Genomic DNA, 20,309 nt, shown 5'->3' on the forward strand with positions numbered 1-20,309 from the left:
GGGCTAACGGCCGGCGCGGGGGAGAGACGCGCATCGCCCCTCGGCCCTAGAATACCTCGCCCGCCTCGACGGCACCTGTGAGGTGAGCCTGCCGGCGGGGGAGGACGACGGATTCAGCGGAGGGCGGAGCAGGTAGCCGACTCGTGTAGCACATTCGCCGTAATGCGAACGCCGAATAGGGTGACGGTCGGGGAGAACCGCAGGGACAGGCTAGAATTGAGCCGGGAATATTCAGAGAGGAGATCCCCATGCCGACCACCGCCCTGTACCGAAGCCTCAAGATTCTTGGCTCGCCACTGCTGACGGGCCTGTACCACCACGAGGTGGTGGGGCTAGAGAACCTGCCCGAGGGCCCCTTCATCGTCGCCAGCAATCACCTGGCGTTCTGCGATTCCATTTTTATTCCGCTTGCGCTGCCCCGCACCGTGAACTTCCTCGCCAAGAGCGACTACTTTACGACCCCGGGGCTCAAGGGCCGCGCGATGGCCGCATTCTTCCGCGGGGTGGGCCAGCTGCCCATGGACCGTTCCGGCGGTCAGAAGAGCCAGAAATCCCTCGACGCCGGCGCGCGGGTTCTCGCCGAGGGCGGCATCATCGGCATTTATCCCGAGGGAACGCGTAGCCCTGACGGCCGCGGCTACCGTCCCAAGGTGGGCGTGGCCCGCCTGGCCCTCGAGTCGCGGGTGCCCGTCGTTCCCATCGGGCAGATTGGCACCGACCTGATTCAGCCCTCCGGTTCGAACCGCATTCACCTGCGCCACGATGGCGAGCCGATTCGCGTGCGCACCGTCATCGGCAAGCCCCTCACCTTCGAGAAGTACACCGCCGACGTCGAGATTAGCTACCGCTCCCAGCGCGAGGTTGCCGATACCATCGGCGCGGCGATTCGCGCCCTGAGCGGGCAGGAGTACGTGGACGTCTACGCGGATCGCGTCAAGAAGCTCATGGCCGACGAGCACCTGAGCGCCGACGAGGCCGTGTCCCGACTGCAGAACGAGAAACGCTAGAAGGCATAGGCGGACGGCACGGCCACACGGGCCGACTAGGGGTTATCTGAATCCTGAGATGAAGCCCCGGCCCGGGGCGTTCGTAAACACCGTAAGAGTACAATATACCCATCTCTTCCCCGTCCGCGCGGGGTCGAGAGACGACGCACAAGACCATCCCAACGGAGTGAATGATGAGCACCCAGAACCTCAACACCGCGCAGACCGACGACCACGGTCTGGATAACTGGCGCGAGCTGCACATTGACCAGCAGCCCACCTGGAGCGAGCACGAAGACTTCGCCAGCACCATCGCAGAGCTGAACTCGGTTCCGCCGCTCGTCTTTGCCGGCGAGGTGGACGCCATGCGCCAGGCGCTCGGCGAGGTGGCCGAAGGTCGCGCCTTCCTGCTGCAGGGTGGCGACTGCGCAGAAACCTTCGCCGGCGCAACCGCCGACAAGATCTCCGGCCGCGTCAAGACCATCCTGCAGATGTCTGCAGTGCTCACCTACGGCGCCTCCATGCCCGTTGTGAAGATGGGCCGCATGGCCGGCCAGTTCTCCAAGCCGCGCTCCGCAGACATGGAAACCCGCGGCGACGTCACCCTGCCCTCCTTCCGCGGCGAGACCGTCAACGGTTTCGACTTCACTCCCGAAGCCCGCGTACACGACCCCAAGCGCATGCTGCGCGGCTACCACACCAGCGCATCCACCCTGAACCTGGTGCGCGCCTTCACCAAGGGCGGCTTCGCCGACCTGCGCGCCGTGCACCAGTGGAACCGGGGCTTCACCTCCAACCCCGCCCACGAGCGCTACGAGAAGACCGCCAACGAAATCGGCCGCGCCCTCAAGTTCATGGAAGCCTGCGGCGTGAACTTCGAAGCCCTCAAGACCACCGACATGTACGTCGGCCACGAGGCCCTGGTTCTGGACTACGAGCGCGCCCTGACCCGCATCGATTCGCGCACCCAGCTGCCCTACGACACCTCCGCACACTTCCTGTGGATTGGTGAGCGCACCCGCGGCGTCGACGACGCTCACGTTGACTTCCTCTCCAAGGTCCGCAACCCCATCGGCGTGAAGCTGGGCCCGACCACCACCACCGAGGATGCACTCGCACTGATCGACAAGCTCGACCCGAACCGCGAGCCCGGCCGCCTGACCTTCATCACCCGCATGGGCGCGAAGAACATCCGCGAGAAGCTGCCCTCCATCGTCGAGGGCGTGCAGGCCGAGGGCGCGAAGGTCGTCTGGGTCACCGACCCGATGCACGGCAACACCATCTCCGTGCCCTCCGGCTACAAGACCCGCCGCTTCGACGACGTGCTCGACGAGGTTCGCGGCTTCTTCGAGGTGCACGAGGCTCTGGGCTCGTTCCCCGGCGGTATTCACGTGGAGATGACCGGCGACGACGTGACCGAATGCCTGGGCGGCTCCGACGCCATCGACGAGGCAGCACTGGCCGACCGCTACGAGTCCCTGTGCGACCCGCGTCTGAACCACTCGCAGTCCCTGGAAATCGCGTTCCTGGTCTCCGAGTACCTCAAGAACCGCAGCAGCCGCGGCTAAGGACGTTTTCGCGTCATCGCTTCTCGTACGCCCTTGCGACGTACTAACGGGCCCGGCCCCTCAAGAGTGAGGGGCCGGGCCCGTATCGTTTAGTGAAGACGGCGCTTAGCGAAGACAGCGTTTAGCGGCGAGGATGATTGGAGCGTCCTGGGGTGAGGAGAGATTCTGAGCTCCTAACGGCTTGGTCCCCGGCGGGATCCCGATGAACCCCGATTCCCGATGAATCCCGGCGGCTGAGCGTCTAATAGCCCAGGCCGAAGAAGCTTGCGAAGTCCTTCCACCACTCCGACTGCAGGATGGAGGTCGCGAGCCACCACCCGCTGAAGCTGGCGCTCATGCCCAGCAGAATCACCGTCAGCGCCCACACACCCATCGCCGCGCCTGAGGGAGGAGGGGTGAGCTCACGTACCGGCAGTCGGCGGTCGCGGTGGAGAGCATCCCCCGACGTGAAGCCGGAGGCATCGGTGGAGCCGGTGCTCCCGCCGGAATCCCGCCGAGAAGTATCAGGGGTGTGCGCCCCGTCCGGGCTTTGCGCGGCATCGGAGTAGTCGGGGTAGGCGTTGAGCGCGCGCTCGGCGTAGATGGGGGCGTACTCACCGAAGGTCGAGATAAACTCCTGCTCGGTCTGCGGGCCGATGCCGACGGACGGTGCATCGGATGCATCGGATGAGGCGCCGGAGCTTTGAAGCCCCTCCGACCCCCGCGAGTCATCGGCCTCGTTGGGCTTGCCGCCATCGGCGGCAACCGAAGCCTCGGGTGCCGAACTCTTGAGCGGGGGAATACCCTCGGGGTTGAGCACCGAGTCCTCCGCGTCCACGTCGGCCAGATGCACCTCCTCTCGGGAACCGGTGAGCAGGCTATCCGGAGAATAAACGTCGTAGGCGAGCAGGTCTCCGGCATCGCTAAACGCGCTGATGGGGGTGTTGCGCACCATCTGCCCCGCGCCGCTGCGCTCGGCGATCTCGGCCACCGCCTCCCACAGGCTTGAGGTAGGCTCCGGGACGCTCGGAGCGCGCCAGGACAGCTCGGACTCGCCGAGAGACTCGGCAACCTCCTTGAGAGAGGCGAAAAGCTCGGTGGCGTCCTCGGGGCGGGCCTGCGGCTGCTTGCGGGTGCACCAGGCAATAATTCCGGCCACGTCGCGGTCGATGCCCGGGGCGATATCGCCGAGCGGGGGCATCTCAATATTGGCATTGTGGTACAGCACCTGCTGGTCGTTCTCCAAACCCACGAAGGGCAGTCGCCCTGCCAGCATGCGGTACATCATGACGCCGAGCGCGAAGATATCGGCCTGCGCGCCCACCTTCACCTGCGGGTCCAGGACCTCCGGCGCCACGTAGGCGGGAGTACCCATGGGGGCGCCGGAATCCACCTGATCGTCGCGGCGTGACAGACCGAAGTCCGTCAGCTTCACCTGGCCGTTGGCATCCAGAAGAATATTGCCCGGCTTAATATCACCGTGCAGGTAGCGGTTGGCGTGCACCTCCGAGAGGGCATCCACCACCGGCAGCAGAACATCCAGCGCCTCGTCCAGGCTCAGGGCGCGCCGCGTGCGCAATAGCTGGCTGAGCGTGCATCCGTGCACGTATTCGAGCACGATATACATGACCATCTGCCCGGCCACGTACTCGGTGCCCGAAGAGATGACACCCACCGTGTGTCCGCCGCCCACCTGGCGCATCGAGCGTTCCTCGCGGTGGAATTTCTGCCGGTTGGCGGCGTCCTGCGCCAGAGAAGGGGAGAGGATTTTGAGCGCCACAGGATTGTTCGACCACAGATCCAGCGCGTAGTAGACCTCGCTCATGCCACCCCGCCCAATCAGCGAGCCCACCTGGTAGTGTCCCTCGATAATGGCACCGCTCAGCCACTCCGAAGAGCCGACCGTGGCACCCTGTGCGGGCGCGGTGGTGGCCGGAGGAACCGTAGAAGAGGCGGGAGGATGCGAGGGCGATGAGTGAGTGTGCGCGGAAGAACGGGGGCGCGGGAGGGGAATATTCATACGGCCTCTATCTTATCGCTCGGCCCAATCGCGCGGCGGGGAAAAGGTTATCGGGAGGGCAATACTCAGCTGATTCTAAGGCAACCGCCTGAGCGGATTGTGACGCTCCGCGCGGCTGAGCGGGTCGAAAGTGGTAAATATGAGTCGGCTCTGGCACTCTTAAAAGGTGACTAACGAAAACATTGCTCAGACCTTCGCCCTCGTCGGCGATTGGGTCACTATTCCCGATATTGCGCAGGCCCTCGATCTGAAGGTGACCCGCGTGCACAACCTGATTTCTGACGGTACGCTCATCGCCCTGCGCGACCCCGAAACCAACGTGCGCAAGGTTCCCGCGCTGTTCCTGAACGGTTCGCGCGTGCTGGAATCCCTCAAGGGCACCCTCGTGGTGCTGAAGGACTCCGGCTTCAGCGATGAGGAAGCCATCGTCTGGCTGTACACCGAGGACGAATCCCTGCCCGGCCGCCCGATCGACGCACTGATTGACGGCCGCAAGACCGAGATTCGTCGCCGCGCCCAGGCCCTGGCCTGGTAGCACCGGAGGGTAGCGCCGCAACGCGGAGGCGCAGGGGGCCGGTAAACACTCCGGCCCGGGTGCTCTTCGCACGGCGGGAACTCAACTGATAAAACAGCGGATGGGGTAGCGTGAACGCTACCCCATCCGCTGTCGTTTAACGGTCTCTTCGCTGCGCCTCGCCGCTATTCCTACGTCTTTTTCACGCCCCGCGGTGAAGGCCCCGCGGGCTGAAAACACGCCCATTTAGGACTTGCGACGTAGCGCGCGGTCCACGATATCGCTCAGCGCCGCGCGCACGAGCTCGTCGAGCTCCAGCGTATCCAGAGCCTCAAAGACCGCATGGGACTTCTGCTCAATCAGCCGCTCGTGCTCAGCGAAAGCACCCGAGGACACCATGAGCTCACGGATGCGCTCCACCTGCTCATCGCTCAGGTTGGGGTTGCCCAGGCTGTCGTGCAGGAGCGCTGCCTCCTGCTCGCTGAGGGCCGCGGAGGTCAGCGCCACCAGGACGGTGCGCTTACCCTCGCGCAGGTCGTCACCGGCGGGCTTGCCGGTCACCTCGGGACGACCGAAAACGCCCAGCTCGTCGTCGCGCAGCTGGAAGCCCTCACCGAGCGGCAGACCGAAGGCCCGGTAGCCTGCCAGCACCGGATGCTCCTCGCTGATTGCGCTGGCCCCGCTCTCCAAAGCCCGCGCCTGCAGGGCCAGGGCCCCACCGAGCGTGAAGGGGTGCTCGCACGAGTACTTGGCGGACTTGAAGCGAATCACGTTGAGCGCTCGCTGCAGGGCCGAGCTGGCATCTTCGGTGTCGAGCACCTCGGAGTAGACGTCCAGGTACTGCCCGGCCAGAACCTCAGAACGCATACGGTCAAAAATGGTGCGCGCCGGGGAACCGTATAGTGCGCCCTCGCCCAGGGACGCAAAGACCTCCGCCGACCAGGCGAGGGTCAGGTCGCCGGCCAGGATGCCGCCGGTCAGACCGTAGTTGAAGGCGTCGCCGCGCCAGTTATTCTGCTCGTGCGCGGCCTCGAAACGCTTGTGCACGGAGGGGGCGCCGCGGCGGGTGTCGGAGCGGTCGATGATGTCGTCGTGAATGAGCGCGGAGGTCTGGAATAGCTCCACCGCCATGCCGGCCTTCACGATGGACCAGGTGCCGCGGTTCTCGGTCACGGGTGCGCCTCCCGCCCCGCGCCAACCCCAATAGCTCAGCAGGGCACGCAGACGCTTGCCGCCGGTAGAAAGGGATTCGATGGCCTCCAGCAGGGGGAGGGTCTCGGGGGAGATGCCCTCCAATAGTTCGCGCTGCGCGGCAAAGAACTCGGCCATCAGGGTATTGAAGGCGTTCAGGTAGGCGCTCTGCTCATTTTCGAGAGCCTCGGCGATGCCTGCGGGCAGCTCTGCGGAGCCTCCGGCGGGGGAAGGGGTCGTCATACTATCCTCGGTGTACGTGGGGACGATGGGCATGGGTGCGGTGTGCACCCCTCTAGCTTAGTGGAGAAACGCGTCACACGGGGTATTTACGAATATGTTTACTAATATTTAGGAGCTTAATTCGTAGACGTGTGCTATATTTGGGGTGTGGTGAAAGCTGTCGAAGGGAGGTTGAGGGGTGAGTAAGCTGGGCCGCGATAATGCGCGCGTCATTATGCATCTCGATATGGATGCCTTCTTTGTCAACGTCGAACTCCTCGAGAACCCCTCGCTTCGGGGTAAGCCCATTATCGTTGCGCCGACGGGCCCTCGCTCAGTGGTATGCTCGGCCTCCTATGAGGCGCGCGCCCACGGGGTTCATTCGGGCATGCCTCTCAGCTGTGCCCTCTCCGAGGTTCCGCACGCTACGGTCCTTCCCCTGCGCGCGGATTACCGGTACTATTCCCGAGCCGTCATGGGTATTCTGCGTGACCTTAGCCCGCTGGTAGAGCAGGTGAGCGTGGACGAGGCCTTCGTGGATCTTACGGGCGCCTACCGGCACGGGCAGGACCCCGTGCAATTGGCGCAGCGGGCGCGTGAGCGCATCGCAGGGGAACTCTCCCTGCCTTCCTCGGCGGGGGTGGCTCCCAATAAACTGCTGGCCAAGATGGCCTCGACCGGCAGTAAGCCCAACGGCCTATGGGTCGTGCCGCCCGGCCGCGTGCAGGAATTCCTCGACCCGCGCCCGGTCTCGGCGCTGTGGGGCGTGGGCTCGAAAAGCACAAAGCTTTTGGCCGGCTACGGAATCCAGACCATTGCGCAATTGCGGTCCATGAGCATCGAGTGGCTTCGGGACCGTTTCGGTACCTCCCACGGGGAATACCTCTGGACTGTTGCGAGGGGTATTGATGACCGGCCCGTCCTGACCGAACGCGATGAGAAGAGCATGGGTGGCGAGCATACCTTCTCCGAAGATACCGTCGATGCCGCCGCCATCAGCGGGGTTGTGCGCGAGCTGAGTCTCAAGCTCGGGCGGCGTCTGCGCGAATCCGGTCGCCTCGCGGGGCGGCTGAGCCTGAAAATTCGCTATGCGGGTTTCGAGACCCACACTCGATCCGTGCCCCTCAGCTCGCCCCTGGATTCGGGGATGCGCATCGCCGAGCTGGCGCTGGAGGCGCTGCGGGCCGACGGAATCCTGACCGGGGACGAGGCACCGCGACCCATCCGCCTGATTGGCGTGCGGGCTGAGAAACTGGCTCGCGCCGAGGACGGGGTGCAGCAGGCTCTCTTCGAATCCATCGAGTACAAGCCCGCCGGGCGGGGGTCGAGGAATCGGGGGAGCGGAGGCGCGGTGAACCTCGGGGATCTGAACTCTCGATCGTCGAAGCTCGCGCCGGAGGCTACCGAGGCGGTGCTCGTGAAGGCCGGTCGCTGGTCCGAGGTTGAGCACGTCATGGACGCGATTCAGCGGAAGTACTCGGCCGAGAGCATCAAGCCGGCCTCGGGGGTTGCGCTACCCGTCCGGAAGACCGACGACCGTTCGGGAGGGGCCGAGGCGGGCTCCGCGGAAGAGGCTCGTAACGGATAGAGGGACAGGAGAATCGGTGGACCATCGCAGCGGCGAAGGCTGAAAGAAACGGGCGGCTGGTGGGTTCCCCGGCCCCGTCGCATCCACGTGTCGAAATAGCCCCAAAATGGTTCGTAAAATAAGTAGCTGAGAGGCTAAAAATAGTGCGTTGCTCGCGCCTTGCGCGGTAGGATGGAACCAAAGAGTGCGTGCGCGCCACGGGATGCGTTTCAACCCGCTGTGGATACCGGCGCGAACGCGTTGTCAGAAAGACAAAGGAGAACACGATGGCACTGTCCGAGCGTGAACAGAAAGTTCTTGAGCAGCTCGAAGAACTCATGAGCAATGAGGATCCGAACTTTGCCTCGTCCATGTCCTCCACCGGCAATACTGCTCCCGTATTTAGTGCTCGACAGTTGGCGCTCGGAATTCTCTGCGTGCTAATCGGTCTGGGCATTATCATTGGTGCCGTCGCCTCTCACCTCATTTGGCTGGGCGTGCTCGGCTTCCTCTTTGCAGCCTTCGGCGTGTACTTCGCCAGCACCAGCAAGAAGACCCCCGTGGATTCCTTCCTGGGAGGCAAAGCCGGCGGTGCCGCCCGCGCCCGCTCCCGCGAGCAGAAGGAGCGCTCGGCCTTCATGAACCGCCTGGAGGAGCGCTGGGACGAGCGCAACAACGGTCAGAACTAAAACCCGCTGATGGCCCGGGACAGCAGGTTTCGGACCGAAGATACCGGGGTGAAAATACCGAGGTGAAAATACCTGGCTAAGGATGCCGAGTTGAAGGGTGCAAGCCGGAACTCATAATGACTTTCCCAAGCGGAGGCGAGACGTATGTCTCGCCTCCGCTTTTTCGTGCCCGGTGCCTTTCCAGAGCGGCCCTTTCTTGCTCGGGGGGGGGCTTGTGGGCTTCGCTTTCAATCCTTCTGCGTACGGCAAGCTGGTTGCCCCGGGTGAAGGCATATATAGCCCGCCCGGAATAGGAGCTAACTCCTTTTGTGTGTGCCTCGCGCCACTCCGCTACTGTGTATCTAAGTTCTGCCGCTAAACGGCTCTAACCTGTGTAGAAGCTGTGCGTTGAGATAAAAAATGCAAAAGAAGGAATAAAAACCCTAAAAGACCTTCCTCGAGGTGGGGGAGGTGGTGGAAAGTGGGGTAAAGTGGAGGAGAAGGCTGAAGCCCCCTCCCTCAGCCGTGCTCCGCACCCGTTTCCGCTGTGGTGCAGGGCGCACGTCGTATTCTTCCGCTCGCTCCGCAAGCGCCATCGGAAGGGACGTGAGGCGAGGGCGCACGACAGGCTCAGCATCAGGCACACACGGGGGAGGTGACGCGAATGTTCCTGGGAACCTATTCGCCACGGATGGACGCCAAAGGGCGCATCATCCTCCCCGCCAAATTCCGTGAGGAACTCTCAGCAGGCCTCGTTCTGACCCGCGGTCAGGAACGATGCCTGTACGTTTTCCCCTCCGCGGAATTCGAGCGCATCCACGAGCGGATGCGCAGCGCACCCCTGCCGGGGCGAGCCGCCCGCGACTTCCTGCGAGTATTCCTCTCGGGAGCCTCGGATGAGCTACCCGATAAACAGGGGCGCATCACCATCCCTCCGATTCTTCGGCAGTACGCCGGGCTTGGCGACCAGCTTGTGGTCATCGGGTCCGGAACCCGCGCGGAAATCTGGGACGCCTCCGCCTGGGAGGAGTACCTGGCCCGCACGGAGGCCGAGTTTGCGGCCCTGGACGAAGACCCCTTCAGCCCCCTGCTCTAACGACTCGACGGCTCGTCGAATCGGCAGAGACACGGAGTCGACAGGAACGCCGAGCCTGCAGGGCGGTAAATCGGTGCGGACCCGATGCGCGGTCTGCGCCCCCCACACGCTTTATCGACACACCACTCACCACCACGCAGGATTACCTCACACAGGAGCACCCATGAGCGTAGAACGCGCCCCCGAAGCCGGCACCTCCGGCTCCTCGGTGAAGGTCACCGGCGCCTCCATCGACAATCTTTCCGAGCGTGACGCCAGCGAGCGCCACGTGCCCGTCATGCTGGACCGCTGCATCAACCTGCTGGCACCCGGCATTGAGCGTGCCGTGGAGGAACGCGGAACCGCCTACGTGATTGACGGAACCCTGGGCATGGGCGGCCACTCCGAGGCGCTGCTGGAGCGGTTCGAGAACCTGGTGCTCATCGGTATCGACCGGGACCTGCAGGCCCACTCCATCGCGGGGGAGCGTCTGGCACGCTTCGGCGAGCGTTTTGTGCCTGTACACGCGGTCTACGACGAAATCGACCGCGCCATGGAAACCGCCGGGGTGCAGGGAATTGACGGCGTCCTGCTGGACCTGGGCGTCTCCTCCATGCAGCTGGACGAACGCGCCCGTGGCTTCGCGTACTCCTACGACGCACCCCTGGACATGCGCATGAACTCCGAGGACGAGCTCACCGCGCGCATCGTGGTCAACGAGTACAGCGAGGACCAGCTGCGCCGCATTATCCGCAATTGGGGCGAGGAGAAGTTCGCCTCGCGCATCGCCCGCGCCATCTGCACTGCCCGCGCCAACGCGCCCCTGGAGACTACCGGCGAGCTCGTGCGCATTATTCAGAAGGCGGTTCCCGTCGCGGCCCAGCGTACCGGCGGCCACCCCGCCAAGCGCACCTTCCAGGCGCTGCGCATCGAGGTCAACCACGAGCTGGAGGCGCTCGAACGGGCCGTTCCCGCGGCCCTGGATGCGCTGAACCTGGGCGGCCGATTCGTTGCGATGAGCTACCACAGCCTGGAAGACAAAATCGTGAAGCGCGCTCTCACAGCCGAGGCGACCTCCAAGGCGCCGAAGGGATTCCCTGTGGAACTCGAGGAGCACAAGCCCACGATCAAGATTATTACCCGCGGCGCGGAGCCGCCCACCGAGGAAGAGATTGCGCAAAACTCTCGCGCGGCCAGCGCCAAGCTGCGCGCAGCCGAGAAGATTCGAATCCCCGCCCAGTAGCGATTTGCTCGCCCGCAGGCGACAGACGCTAGTAACCACCTAAGACGAAGATTAGAGAGCGAATGAGCACCCAGCACGCATCCCAGCGCCCCACCCGCGCCCAGGGTACCCCGCGGACTCGACGCGCCGGTTCTTCGCGCCCCTCGGCGGGTGCATCCGGCGCTCTGAGCTCGAGCCTGGGCTCCTCGAACGCCTCGCACAGCGCGGGCGTGACCCGCACCTCCAAGGGCGTACATTCCGGCCGTACCCGTAGCGCGCGGGTGGATCCGGTTACCGCTTCTCAGCCCGTGGTTCGCCCGGCAAGCACCGCAGCCTCCCACGGGGGTAAGCGCACCGCGGGCCACGTTCCCGGACCGGTGCGTGCCGCGGCCCGAACCGAGGAACCGCGCGAGGAAGAGGTCGTCACCCGACGCACGCCGCTGTCCGCGGTGACCCGCCGCGCCCGCCGATTGAGCCCGCCGACCATGCTGGCCGTTTTTGCCGCTATCCCGCTGACCCTGATTTTTATCCTGCTGCTCAACGTGCTAATCGTGACCCGACAGTACGACATGGTGGACCTGCGCGCGCAGGAACAGCGTCTCGTGCAGGAGAACCAGGCCCTGCAGCAGGAGATCGGTTTCAAGGAAGCGCCCCAGGACCTGGCGGTGCGCGCGAGCGCCCTGGGCATGTTCGCCAGCTCCTCGCAGGCCACCCTGAACCTGCAGACCTCCAAGATTGAGGGAACCCCCGCGCCCGTGGCCAGCCCCACCGGCAAGGCCGCAACCAAGGAACAAAACCTGATTGCGCCCCCGGCCGCAGGCTCCGAGGAAAGCTACGCCAAGAGCGTGGTGGATGCGGATAAGACCACCCAGCAACGTCATGCAAGCGCGGCCGCGAGCGCCTCGGCGAGCGCAACGGCTAGCCCCGCCGCGGCCAATAACGCCGCGAACACGAACAACGGTGCCGCTAACGGCACCGCACAGAACGGCCAGGCCACCCGCTAGCCGCCCCCAACCGACACCCCACACAGCACGAGAACCGCGAAAGGATATCCCCGAATGAGCTTCGACGCGCGCCATCACGCGAACGAACCGGCATCCGGGAAGCCGGACCTGACCCGCCGAGGCTTCCTGGCCGGCGCGGCCGCCACCGGTGCCCTGGGCGTCATCGGCGTAAACCTTTTCGTGCGCCAGGGCTTCGACCCCGGCGGGGTTGCCAACGCCTCGCGCCAGAAGCGTCTGCGCTCGCAGGTGCTTCCCGCAGTGCGCGGGCAGATTCTCGATATTAACGGCAACGTCATGGCCCGCTCGGTGCAGCGCTACAACCTCACCGCGGACCAGACGGCCGTCGCCACCTTTAAGCGCTACAACGAGGACCGCACCGAGAAGATTGAGGTGACCCCGAGCCAGCTGGTCTACGAGATGACCGATATCCTCAAGAGCGTGGACCCGGGCATCACCGACGAATTCATCAAGTCGAAGCTGGACGGCACCTCCAAGTACTCGGTCATCAAGACCGACGTTTCTCCCGAGATTTTCCACAAGATTGACGACCTTGGCGCGCCCTTCATCTACGGCGAGGCCTTCTCGCAGCGCCTGTACCCCAACGGTAGTGTGGGCGGTTCCGTGGTCGGTAAGTACAACATTGTTGAAGAGGCAGACGGCAACGGTACGGGCGGTACGGTGTCCCGTAACTACTCCGTGGGCATTGAGCGTGTCTTTGAGAAGGAGCTTGCCGGTACCCCCGGTGAGCGCACCTACGAGATTAGCGCTGATGGCGTGCGTATCCCCGTAGCGAAGGAAGAGCAGCGCCTGGCGGTGGACGGTAAGAATATTCGCCTAACCATTAACCGTGATGTGCAGTATTTTGCGCAGCAGGTGGTGCGTGCCCGCGCCGAGGAGCTGAAAGCTGAATGGTGTACCGCCATTGTTATGGATGTGCGTGACGGCTCCATTTTGGCTCTTGCTGATTCCTCCACGATGGACCCGGGCGCGGCAACCATTGAGGACGCGGCGGACATGACCCCGCGCGCTATTTCGCAGAGCGTGGAGCCCGGTTCGACCGAGAAGATGCTAACTGCTTCGGCGCTGATTGAGCAGGGCCTGACCACCCCGACGAGCGTGTATGACGTGCCCGCGACCCTCACGATTGACGGCCAGACTTTCAAGGATGCGTTTGAGCACGGGGCGCAGCGGCGTACTTTCTCGGGCATTATTCATGACTCGATGAACACCGGTACGGTGCTGGTCGGTCAGAAGCTCAGCAAGGAAGAGCGCTACAACTGGTTGAAGAAGTACGGCGTCGGCGAGTTTACCGGCATTGAGCTGACCGGTGAGGAGCAGGGTATAATCGCTGATTGGCGTGATTGGGATGGCCGTCAGCAGTACACTGTGCTGTTCGGTCAGGGTGTTGCGCAGACTCCGCTGCAGACCGCCATGATTTTCCAGGCGCTGGGCAATAAGGGCGTTCGTCTGAAGCCGCGCATTGTGGACGCGATCATTGACGCCGACGGTACCGAACATAAGCGTGCCGTAGAGCCTGGCGAACGCATGGTCAGCGAGGAGACTGCCGCTTCCTGCCTGACTCTCATGGAGAATGTGGTGGAGCAAGGCCACGCCCGTCCGGCGAAGGTGACCGGCTACCGCGTGGGCGGTAAGACCGGTACTGCGGAAACTCCGAGTGAGAAGGGCGGCTACGACGGCAACACGACGTCCTTTATTGGTGTGGCGCCGATTGAGAACCCGCAGTTCTTGGTGGCGGTGACCATGCAGCGTCCTGAAGGTAGCGTGGGTGCGAACGGTACGACGGCTGAGTTCTCCAAGATTATGGAGAAGACTCTGCACACCTATAATGTGCCGCGTTCTACCGGTGAACCGGAGTTGATTCCGATCTTCGCGGACGGTAAGAGTAACGGGTAGAGACCGTCTCTTCGCGCGGGTGAATCAAGATTCTGAACACCCGCCAAGAGATTAAGACCGTAGAATATTGAATGACCCCGTGTGCCCCGAGGCACCACAATAGCGAGCTCCCCGCCCAATCCGCGGAGAGGAAAGAAGGATGATGGATACCGCATCTCACGCATCCGGCCCGAATCTGCTGGGCGGCGATGCCCAGACTCTGCGCCCGAAATCTGTGCGCCCCGTGAGCCTGGGGCACCTTCTCGACACCCTGCGTGATCTCGGTGCCGAGGTGAGCTCGCGTCCGGCCGCGCAGCAGAGCGGCGCTGTTGAGGACGTTGAGGTGACCGGCATCAGCATGGACTCGCGAGGTGTCTGCGCGGGAGACCTGTACGTGGCCCTGCCCGGTGCGAAGGTGCACGGCGCGCAATTCGCCGAGGGCGCCCTGAAGCTGGGAGCCGCGGCGATTCTGACCGATGCCGCCGGTGCCGAGCTGCTGGGTGAGGCCGCGGTTCCGCTGCTGGTGACCGAGCACCTGCGTGAGTACGTGGGCCCTCTGGCCGCGCAGATTTACGGTTCGGCATCCTTCCCCGCTACTCACCGTTACGCGGTGACCGGCACGAATGGCAAGACCACCTCCACCTACATGCTGGAGTCTATTTTCCGCACCGGTCTGGGTGTAAAGACCGGCCTGATTGGCACGATTCAGATTCTGATTGACGGCGTGTCCGTGCCCTCGAAGATGACCACCCCCGAGTCGCCCCACGTGCATTCGTTGCTGACCATCATGGGTGAGCACGGCCTGCGGTGCGCGGCGATGGAGGTGTCCTCCCACGCGATTGACTACCACCGTGTCGACGGCGTGAAGTACGCCGTGGCCGGTTTTACGAACCTGACCCAGGATCACCTGGACCTGCACGGCACGATGGAACACTACTTTGAGTCGAAGGCGCAGCTGTTCACCCCCGAGCGCGCCGAGCTGGCCGTAATTACCGCGGACGATAGCTGGGGCGAGAAGATGCACGCCTCCGCCGCCGAGCGGATGGGGGCCGAGCACGTGCACCGCCTGGTGACCGCCCGCGGTGCCGGCCTCGCCGAGGTCCCCGCCGAGTTTGGCGAGCGCGATTGGGCCGTGGTCCGCGTGCAGCGCGAGGGTCTGGGCCACCGCTTCTACCTGGAGAACGGCGCCAGCGAAAGCATTGAGTGCTACACGGGCCTGCCCGCAGATTTCAACGTTTCGAACGCGGCCCTGGCCGCCCTCATGGCGTACCTCGATACCGATGCCGCCGAGCGCGAGCTGTTGCTGCCGGCCCTGGCCTCCGGTCCGGCGCTCACCCCCGTGGTGCCCGGCCGCATGCAGCTGATTTCGCTGGCGCCGCACGCCATCGTGGACTTCGCGCATAACCCCGACGGCCTGACCCGCGCGCTGGAGGCTATGGACCGCCCCGGCGACGGCAAGGTCATGATTGTGTTCGGCGCGACCGGCGAACGAGACCACCTCAAGCGCCCCATTATGGGCGCGATTGCCGCTCAGAACGCCGATATCGTCATCGTGACCGATGACGATCCGCACGGTGAAGAGCCCGCCCCGATTCGTGCCGCCGTCGAGGAAGGCGCGCAGAAGGCGCAGAACCGTCGCGCCCAGCAGATCCTGAACATTTCCCCGCGATCGGCGGCCATCGATACGGCGATTGCCCTGGCCACCGAGCACGATGCGATTCTCATTGCCGGCCGCGGCCACGAGACCGAGCAAGACGTCGACGGCGTGGACATCGCCCTGGACGACCGCGTGGAGACCGCTCGCGCGTTGCACGCCCACGGCTTCGAGGTGCTCCCCGATTACCGTCGCATGATTGACACCGCAGGGGCCGCGCAGGCCACCGAGACGACCGAGACCGCTGAAGGTAGGTAGAGAATGATTAAGCTCAGCGCCGCCCAGATTCTGGAGGCGACCGGCGGCACCGCAATCGGCCTGGACGGCCGTGAGGAGCAGCTGCACGCGACCTTCGCCACCACCGACTCTCGCGAGGTGGAGACCGGCACCCTGTTCGTGGCAAAGCCCGGCGCCGTCACGGACGGTCACAAGTTCGTTCCCACAGCGTTCGAGAGGGGCGCAACCCTTGCCCTGGTCGAGCGCGAAGTCGTCGACGAGCAGGGCGTTCCCTACCCGAGCATCCGCGTTCCCGACGTGGTGCTGGCCATGGGCGACCTGGCCCGCTACGCGATTGAGCAGATGCGCGCGCAGGGCGAGCTGACGGTCGTCGGCATTACCGGTTCGGCCGGTAAGACCACCACGAAGGATCTGCTTGCCGCCATCTTCACCCCCGAGGGCCCCACGGTCGCTCCGGTGGGTTCCTACAACAGCGAGGTGGGTGTGCCTCTGACGGTTTTCCGCGCGGACGAATCCACCCGCTACCTGGTCATTGAGATGGGTGCCGACCACGTGGGCAACATCGAATACCTGGCGAATATTGCGCGTCCCGACCACGGCGCAATCCTGAAGGTCGGCACCGCCCACGCCGGCGAGTTCGGCGGCGTGGACAATATCGAGCGCACCAAGGGTGAGCTGGCCGAGGGCGTTCAGCCCGGCGGCTCCCTCTCCCTGAACGCGGATGACCCGCGCGTGCTGCGCATGGCCTCCCGCTCGGTCGCCCCCGTCACCTACTTCGGCGTGGGGGAGAAGACCGACGAAAACGGCCAGCCCTACGAGCGCTACGTGGCGGCGCTGAACCTGCGCACCACCGATGCCGGTTGCCCCGAGTTCACGCTGCGCCTGCCCGACGGCAGTGAGCACGAGATTTCCTCCCGCCTAATCGGTGAGCATCACGTGCACAACCTGCTGGCCGCTGCGGCTGTCGCCTACAACAGCGGTATTGCGGGCGAGAAGATTGCCCGCGCGCTCAACGGCGCGGCGGCTGCCTCCAAGTGGCGCATGGCCCGCACCGACCGTGCCGACGGCGTGACCGTCATTAACGATGCCTACAACGCTAACCCCGAGTCCATGGCGGCGGCGTTGCGCACCCTCGCACAGTTGGGCCGCACCGTGAACCCGGCGACCGGTCAGCCGCACCGCACCTGGGCCGTGCTGGGCGCCATGCTGGAGCTGGGCGATGTGTCCGTTCAGGAACACGATCACCTCGGCCGCCTCGTGGTGCGCATGAACATTTCGAAGCTCATCGCGATCGGTGACATCGCTAAGCCCGTCTATAACGCCGCGCACCTGGAAGGCTCCTGGGGTAATGAGGCGACCTGGGTTCAGACCCCGCAGGAGGCCGCCCAGATTCTGCGCGCCGAGCTGCATCCCGGCGATATCGTACTCTTCAAGTCCTCGAACGGCGCGAAGCTGGGCCTGCTGGGCGACGAATTCGCCTTCGCCGAGGGGAGCTTCGGCTCCGCCGAGGACGAGGCCCCGACCTGGCTTTCCGCCGGCGACTTTGTTGAGGCTACCGACCTGAGCGAGCACCTGGCCGCCCACCTGGACGGTACCGAGTCCAGCACCTCCGCACAGACCACCAACGAAGGGTAACGCTTCATGATTACCGTGTTGATTGCAGGAATCCTCGGGTTCCTTATCTCCCTGACCGCGCTTCCGGTGTTCATCAAGAAGATGAAGTCCCTCAAGCTCGGTCAGCTGATTCGCGATGAGGGCCCCGTCGCCCACCAGTACAAGGCGGGCACCCCCACCATGGCAGGCCTGATTTTCATCCCGGCGGCGATTCTTGCGTACCTGCTGACCATGGGCATTAGCGCCGTCTTCTTCGGTACCTCGCCGCTGCCGAGCGCCACCGCGTGGCTGACCATCGCCTTTACCCTGGGCATGCTTGGTGTGGGTGCTGCGGATGACATCATGAAGTTCCGGCACAAGGGCAACGAGGGTCTGACCGAGCGTCAGAAGACCATCGGCCTGCTCGCGGTGACCGTTCCCTTCGCCTTCCTGGCTTTCCAGTTCCCCAACGAGTCTGGCGCGCGCCCCGCATCCACCGCGATTTCCTTCGTGCGCGACCTGCCGATTGACCTCTTTGCCGCCGGTGCGGTGTTTGGGTCCATCCTGGTGGCCGTGTGGATTACCCTCATCTCCCTGTCGGGTACGAACGCCGTGAACTTCACCGACGGCCTGGACGGCCTGGCCGGTGGCGTGATGATGACGATCTTCTCGGGCTACCTGACCATCAGCATCTGGCAGTACGTGCACGCCTGCACCGCGGGCGCCGGCACCGCCTGCTACGACGTGCGCGACCCGGGTTCACTGGCGCTGATTGCCGCATCCTTGATCGGTTCCCTGGCCGGCTTCCTCTGGTGGAACGTCTCGAAGGCGCAGATCTTCATGGGCGACTCCGGCTCCCTGGCCCTGGGCGGTGCGATGGTTGCCTTCGCCCTGTTCACCCGCACCGAGCTCCTGCTGCTGGTCATGGCGCTGATTCCGGTGCTGGAGGTCTTCTCCGTAATCGTTCAGAAGTTTGTCTTCAAGGTCAGCCGCAAGCGCTCGGTTGCGGCGGGGGAGAAGCCCCTGCACGCGCACCGTTACTTCCGTATGACCCCCTTCCACCACCACATGGAGAAGACCGGTCTGAACGGCAAGTACTCAATCGATAAGAAGGGCCTGGAGCCCGGCACCGTCAGCAGCGGCGAGGTGAACTCCGTGTTCCGCCTCTGGGTTGTCAACGCCCTGTGCGTGCTGGTGGCCCTGGCTCTCTTCTTCGGCGACTGGTTCTCTCAGACTTCTGGAGTGATTCACTAATGTCAACTATGGAACAGGACGCACTGCGCGCCCGCCGCGAGGCAAACGCCCAGGCGATTGCCGTCAACCCGGTGTACGAGAACGAGCGCCTCGCGCAGCTGACCAGCTGGGACGCCCCCTGGGCCGGTCTGCGCGTCGTGGTCGTGGGGATGGGCACCAGCGGCGACGCTGTGACCGATGTGCTCGCCCAGCTGGGTGCGAAGATTGTTGTCATCGACGGGGCTGATACCCCGGAGAAGCGTGAACGCATCGATCTGTACACTAACGCCTACGGTAACGTTGAGGGCCTGTTTGGTCCCGAGCACATGCGTGCACTGCCCCCGGTGGACGGTCAGGAACCCGAGCTTGTGGTGACCTCCCCGGGTGTGCGTCCCGACCACCCGGTCATGCTGGACGCTTATGAGCGTCGCATCCAGATTTGGGGCGATGTGGAGCTGGCGTGGCGCCTGAATGAGCGCAGCGACCGCCCGACCCCCAAGTGGCTGTGCCTGACCGGTACGAACGGTAAGACCACCACCGTGGGCATGGTTGATTCCATCCTGAAGGCTGCCGGTAAGAAGTCTATTCAGGTGGGTAACGTGGGTATGCCCATCGTGTACGCCATTGCCGACGATGAGCCCTATGAGTTCTTCGCGGTGGAGCTGTCCAGCTTCCAGCTGCACTGGACCCATTCGATGTCCCCGTACGCTTCGGTGGTTCTGAACATTGCTGAGGACCACGTGGACTGGCACGGTTCGTTCGAGCGTTACAAGGCTGATAAGGCTCGCGTGTACGAGCACACTCAGGTTGCCTGCATCTTCAACACCGACCATGTGGACACCCTGCGCATGGTTGAGAACGCGGACGTTATTGAGGGCGCTCGCGCGATTGGCTTCAGCTCCACTGAGATGCCCGCCGTGTCGATGCTCGGCCTGGCTGAGGACATTATGGTGGACCGCGCCTTCTTGAAGAACCGTTACAACGAGGCGTATGAGCTGGCGGTTCTGGAGGATTTGGCTCCGGCTCCCGGTAAGATGCCTGCGAAGCACACCGTGGAGAACGCTCTGGCGGCTGCGGCGCTGTGCCGTGCGGCTGATATTGACCCGAAGGCTGTGGGCGCGGGCCTGCGTTCCTTCAAGACCGGTGCGCACCGCAACCAGCTGGTGGGTTATGCGAACGACATCATGTGGGTGAACGATTCGAAGGCTACGAATCCTCACGCCGCGAATGCGTCGATGAGCGGTTACCCCTCGCTGGTGTGGATTGCCGGTGGTCTGTCGAAGGGCGTTGAGTACGATGAGCTGATTGCTGCTCACGCTCAGCGCCTGAAGGCCGTGCTCATCATCGGCACGGATACCGCAGGCCTCAAGGCTGCCCTGGCCAACCACGCCCCGCAGGTTCCGACCTATAACCTGACCGCCTCGGTGGCCGACCCCTCGGACGGCATCGCCGTCATGAACGCCGCGGTGGCGAAGGCCGCCGAGATCGCTCAGCCGGGTGATACGGTGCTGATGGCACCGGCCGCGGCATCGATGGACCAGTTCAAGAACTACGCGGTGCGCGGCGAGGCGTTTGCGAACGCCGTGGCCGATCAGCTGGCCCAGTCGTAGCCTATTCGGCCCCGGCCGGTACCCTAGCGCGTAGCGGCGTTCGCGGCCCGTGCCGCCTAAGCCGCGCTCTCGG

General features: G+C 64.3%; 15 protein-coding genes. 13 read left to right on the forward strand and 2 right to left on the reverse strand.

The features are described from left to right. The first annotated feature begins 248 nt into the window (after positions 1–248). Together ADJ95_RS03475 and ADJ95_RS03480 are read left to right on the forward strand one after the other, a co-directional pair. Positions 249–1,007, forward strand: coding sequence for a lysophospholipid acyltransferase family protein (locus ADJ95_RS03475; protein WP_049332628.1), 759 nt, complete (start codon positions 249–251; stop codon positions 1,005–1,007). Between the two features lie 173 nt (positions 1,008–1,180). Further along, a complete protein-coding gene (locus tag ADJ95_RS03480; protein WP_049332632.1) occupies positions 1,181–2,554 on the forward strand; it encodes a class II 3-deoxy-7-phosphoheptulonate synthase in 1,374 nt (457 codons plus the stop codon). A gap of 241 nt (positions 2,555–2,795) precedes the next feature. On the opposite strand, the gene ADJ95_RS03485 is transcribed toward ADJ95_RS03480, so the two are convergent. Continuing rightward, entirely contained in the window at positions 2,796–4,553 is a 1,758-nt protein-coding gene (locus ADJ95_RS03485; RefSeq protein ID WP_080974934.1) for a serine/threonine protein kinase, read from the reverse strand. 166 nt (positions 4,554–4,719) lie between these two features. Between ADJ95_RS03485 and ADJ95_RS03490 the strand changes: the two genes are divergently transcribed. Further along, positions 4,720–5,088, forward strand: a complete 369-nt coding sequence (locus ADJ95_RS03490) for an Rv2175c family DNA-binding protein (protein WP_049332634.1) — start codon at positions 4,720–4,722, stop codon at positions 5,086–5,088. 225 nt (positions 5,089–5,313) lie between these two features. Here ADJ95_RS03490 and ADJ95_RS03495 read toward each other — a convergent pair whose 3' ends face one another. Continuing rightward, positions 5,314–6,396, reverse strand: a complete 1,083-nt coding sequence (locus ADJ95_RS03495) for a polyprenyl synthetase family protein (RefSeq protein ID WP_414706034.1) — start codon at positions 6,394–6,396, stop codon at positions 5,314–5,316. Between the two features lie 283 nt (positions 6,397–6,679). Between ADJ95_RS03495 and dinB the strand changes: the two genes are divergently transcribed. The 10 genes from dinB (at position 6,680) to murD (ending at position 20,236) form a co-directional block, all read left to right on the forward strand. Next, the gene (gene dinB / locus ADJ95_RS03500) at positions 6,680–8,068 is read left to right on the forward strand and encodes a DNA polymerase IV (RefSeq protein WP_239662767.1); all 1,389 of its coding nucleotides are present in this window, start codon (positions 6,680–6,682) and stop codon (positions 8,066–8,068) included. A gap of 266 nt (positions 8,069–8,334) precedes the next feature. Beyond that, on the forward strand, positions 8,335–8,736 hold the full coding sequence (locus ADJ95_RS03505) for a DUF3040 domain-containing protein (RefSeq protein ID WP_049332637.1): 402 nt from the start codon (positions 8,335–8,337) through the stop codon (positions 8,734–8,736). Positions 8,737–9,379: 643 nt separating this feature from the next. Beyond that, a complete protein-coding gene (mraZ, locus tag ADJ95_RS03510) occupies positions 9,380–9,811 on the forward strand; it encodes a division/cell wall cluster transcriptional repressor MraZ (RefSeq protein ID WP_049332640.1) in 432 nt (143 codons plus the stop codon). A 163-nt stretch (positions 9,812–9,974) separates the two neighbouring features. Then, on the forward strand, positions 9,975–11,033 hold the full coding sequence (rsmH, locus tag ADJ95_RS03515) for a 16S rRNA (cytosine(1402)-N(4))-methyltransferase RsmH (protein WP_049332642.1): 1,059 nt from the start codon (positions 9,975–9,977) through the stop codon (positions 11,031–11,033). Between the two features lie 62 nt (positions 11,034–11,095). Continuing rightward, the gene (locus ADJ95_RS03520; protein WP_239662768.1) at positions 11,096–12,016 is read left to right on the forward strand and encodes an amino acid ABC transporter ATPase; all 921 of its coding nucleotides are present in this window, start codon (positions 11,096–11,098) and stop codon (positions 12,014–12,016) included. A 54-nt stretch (positions 12,017–12,070) separates the two neighbouring features. Continuing rightward, the gene (locus tag ADJ95_RS03525) at positions 12,071–13,930 is read left to right on the forward strand and encodes a peptidoglycan D,D-transpeptidase FtsI family protein (protein WP_049332644.1); all 1,860 of its coding nucleotides are present in this window, start codon (positions 12,071–12,073) and stop codon (positions 13,928–13,930) included. 142 nt (positions 13,931–14,072) lie between these two features. Then, positions 14,073–15,821 carry a Mur ligase family protein gene (locus ADJ95_RS03530; protein WP_049332697.1) on the forward strand — a complete coding sequence of 583 codons (1,749 nt, stop codon included), beginning with the start codon at positions 14,073–14,075 and terminating at the stop codon, positions 15,819–15,821. Positions 15,822–15,824: 3 nt separating this feature from the next. Further along, positions 15,825–17,435 (forward strand): UDP-N-acetylmuramoyl-tripeptide--D-alanyl-D-alanine ligase, encoded by a 1,611-nt coding sequence (locus ADJ95_RS03535; protein WP_049332646.1) that lies wholly within the window; start codon positions 15,825–15,827, stop codon positions 17,433–17,435. A 6-nt stretch (positions 17,436–17,441) separates the two neighbouring features. Further along, on the forward strand, positions 17,442–18,647 hold the full coding sequence (gene mraY / locus ADJ95_RS03540; protein ID WP_049332648.1) for a phospho-N-acetylmuramoyl-pentapeptide-transferase: 1,206 nt from the start codon (positions 17,442–17,444) through the stop codon (positions 18,645–18,647). Positions 18,648–18,655: 8 nt separating this feature from the next. Beyond that, positions 18,656–20,236, forward strand: coding sequence for a UDP-N-acetylmuramoyl-L-alanine--D-glutamate ligase (gene murD / locus ADJ95_RS03545; protein WP_414706035.1), 1,581 nt, complete (start codon positions 18,656–18,658; stop codon positions 20,234–20,236). Positions 20,237–20,309 lie beyond the last annotated feature (73 nt).

Source organism: Rothia mucilaginosa, assembly GCF_001061665.1.
GTDB classification, from domain to species: Bacteria; Actinomycetota; Actinomycetes; order Actinomycetales; family Micrococcaceae; genus Rothia; species Rothia mucilaginosa_A.

Bases quoted from the DNA above. Each gene is read 5' to 3' on its own strand.
- ADJ95_RS03505 (WP_049332637.1), top strand. From the start codon at position 8,335: ATGGCACTGTCCGAGCGTGAACAGAAAGTTCTTGAGCAGCTCGAAGAA.
- ADJ95_RS03485 (WP_080974934.1), bottom strand. From the start codon at position 4,553: ATGAATATTCCCCTCCCGCGCCCCCGTTCTTCCGCGCACACTCACTCA.
- ADJ95_RS03495 (WP_414706034.1), bottom strand. From the start codon at position 6,396: ATGGCCGAGTTCTTTGCCGCGCAGCGCGAACTATTGGAGGGCATCTCC.
- mraY (WP_049332648.1), top strand. From the start codon at position 17,442: ATGATTACCGTGTTGATTGCAGGAATCCTCGGGTTCCTTATCTCCCTG.
- ADJ95_RS03480 (WP_049332632.1), top strand. From the start codon at position 1,181: ATGAGCACCCAGAACCTCAACACCGCGCAGACCGACGACCACGGTCTG.
- ADJ95_RS03475 (WP_049332628.1), top strand. From the start codon at position 249: ATGCCGACCACCGCCCTGTACCGAAGCCTCAAGATTCTTGGCTCGCCA.
- rsmH (WP_049332642.1), top strand. From the start codon at position 9,975: ATGAGCGTAGAACGCGCCCCCGAAGCCGGCACCTCCGGCTCCTCGGTG.
- ADJ95_RS03520 (WP_239662768.1), top strand. From the start codon at position 11,096: ATGAGCACCCAGCACGCATCCCAGCGCCCCACCCGCGCCCAGGGTACC.
- murD (WP_414706035.1), top strand. From the start codon at position 18,656: ATGGAACAGGACGCACTGCGCGCCCGCCGCGAGGCAAACGCCCAGGCG.
- ADJ95_RS03525 (WP_049332644.1), top strand. From the start codon at position 12,071: ATGAGCTTCGACGCGCGCCATCACGCGAACGAACCGGCATCCGGGAAG.
- mraZ (WP_049332640.1), top strand. From the start codon at position 9,380: ATGTTCCTGGGAACCTATTCGCCACGGATGGACGCCAAAGGGCGCATC.
- ADJ95_RS03535 (WP_049332646.1), top strand. From the start codon at position 15,825: ATGATTAAGCTCAGCGCCGCCCAGATTCTGGAGGCGACCGGCGGCACC.
- ADJ95_RS03530 (WP_049332697.1), top strand. From the start codon at position 14,073: ATGGATACCGCATCTCACGCATCCGGCCCGAATCTGCTGGGCGGCGAT.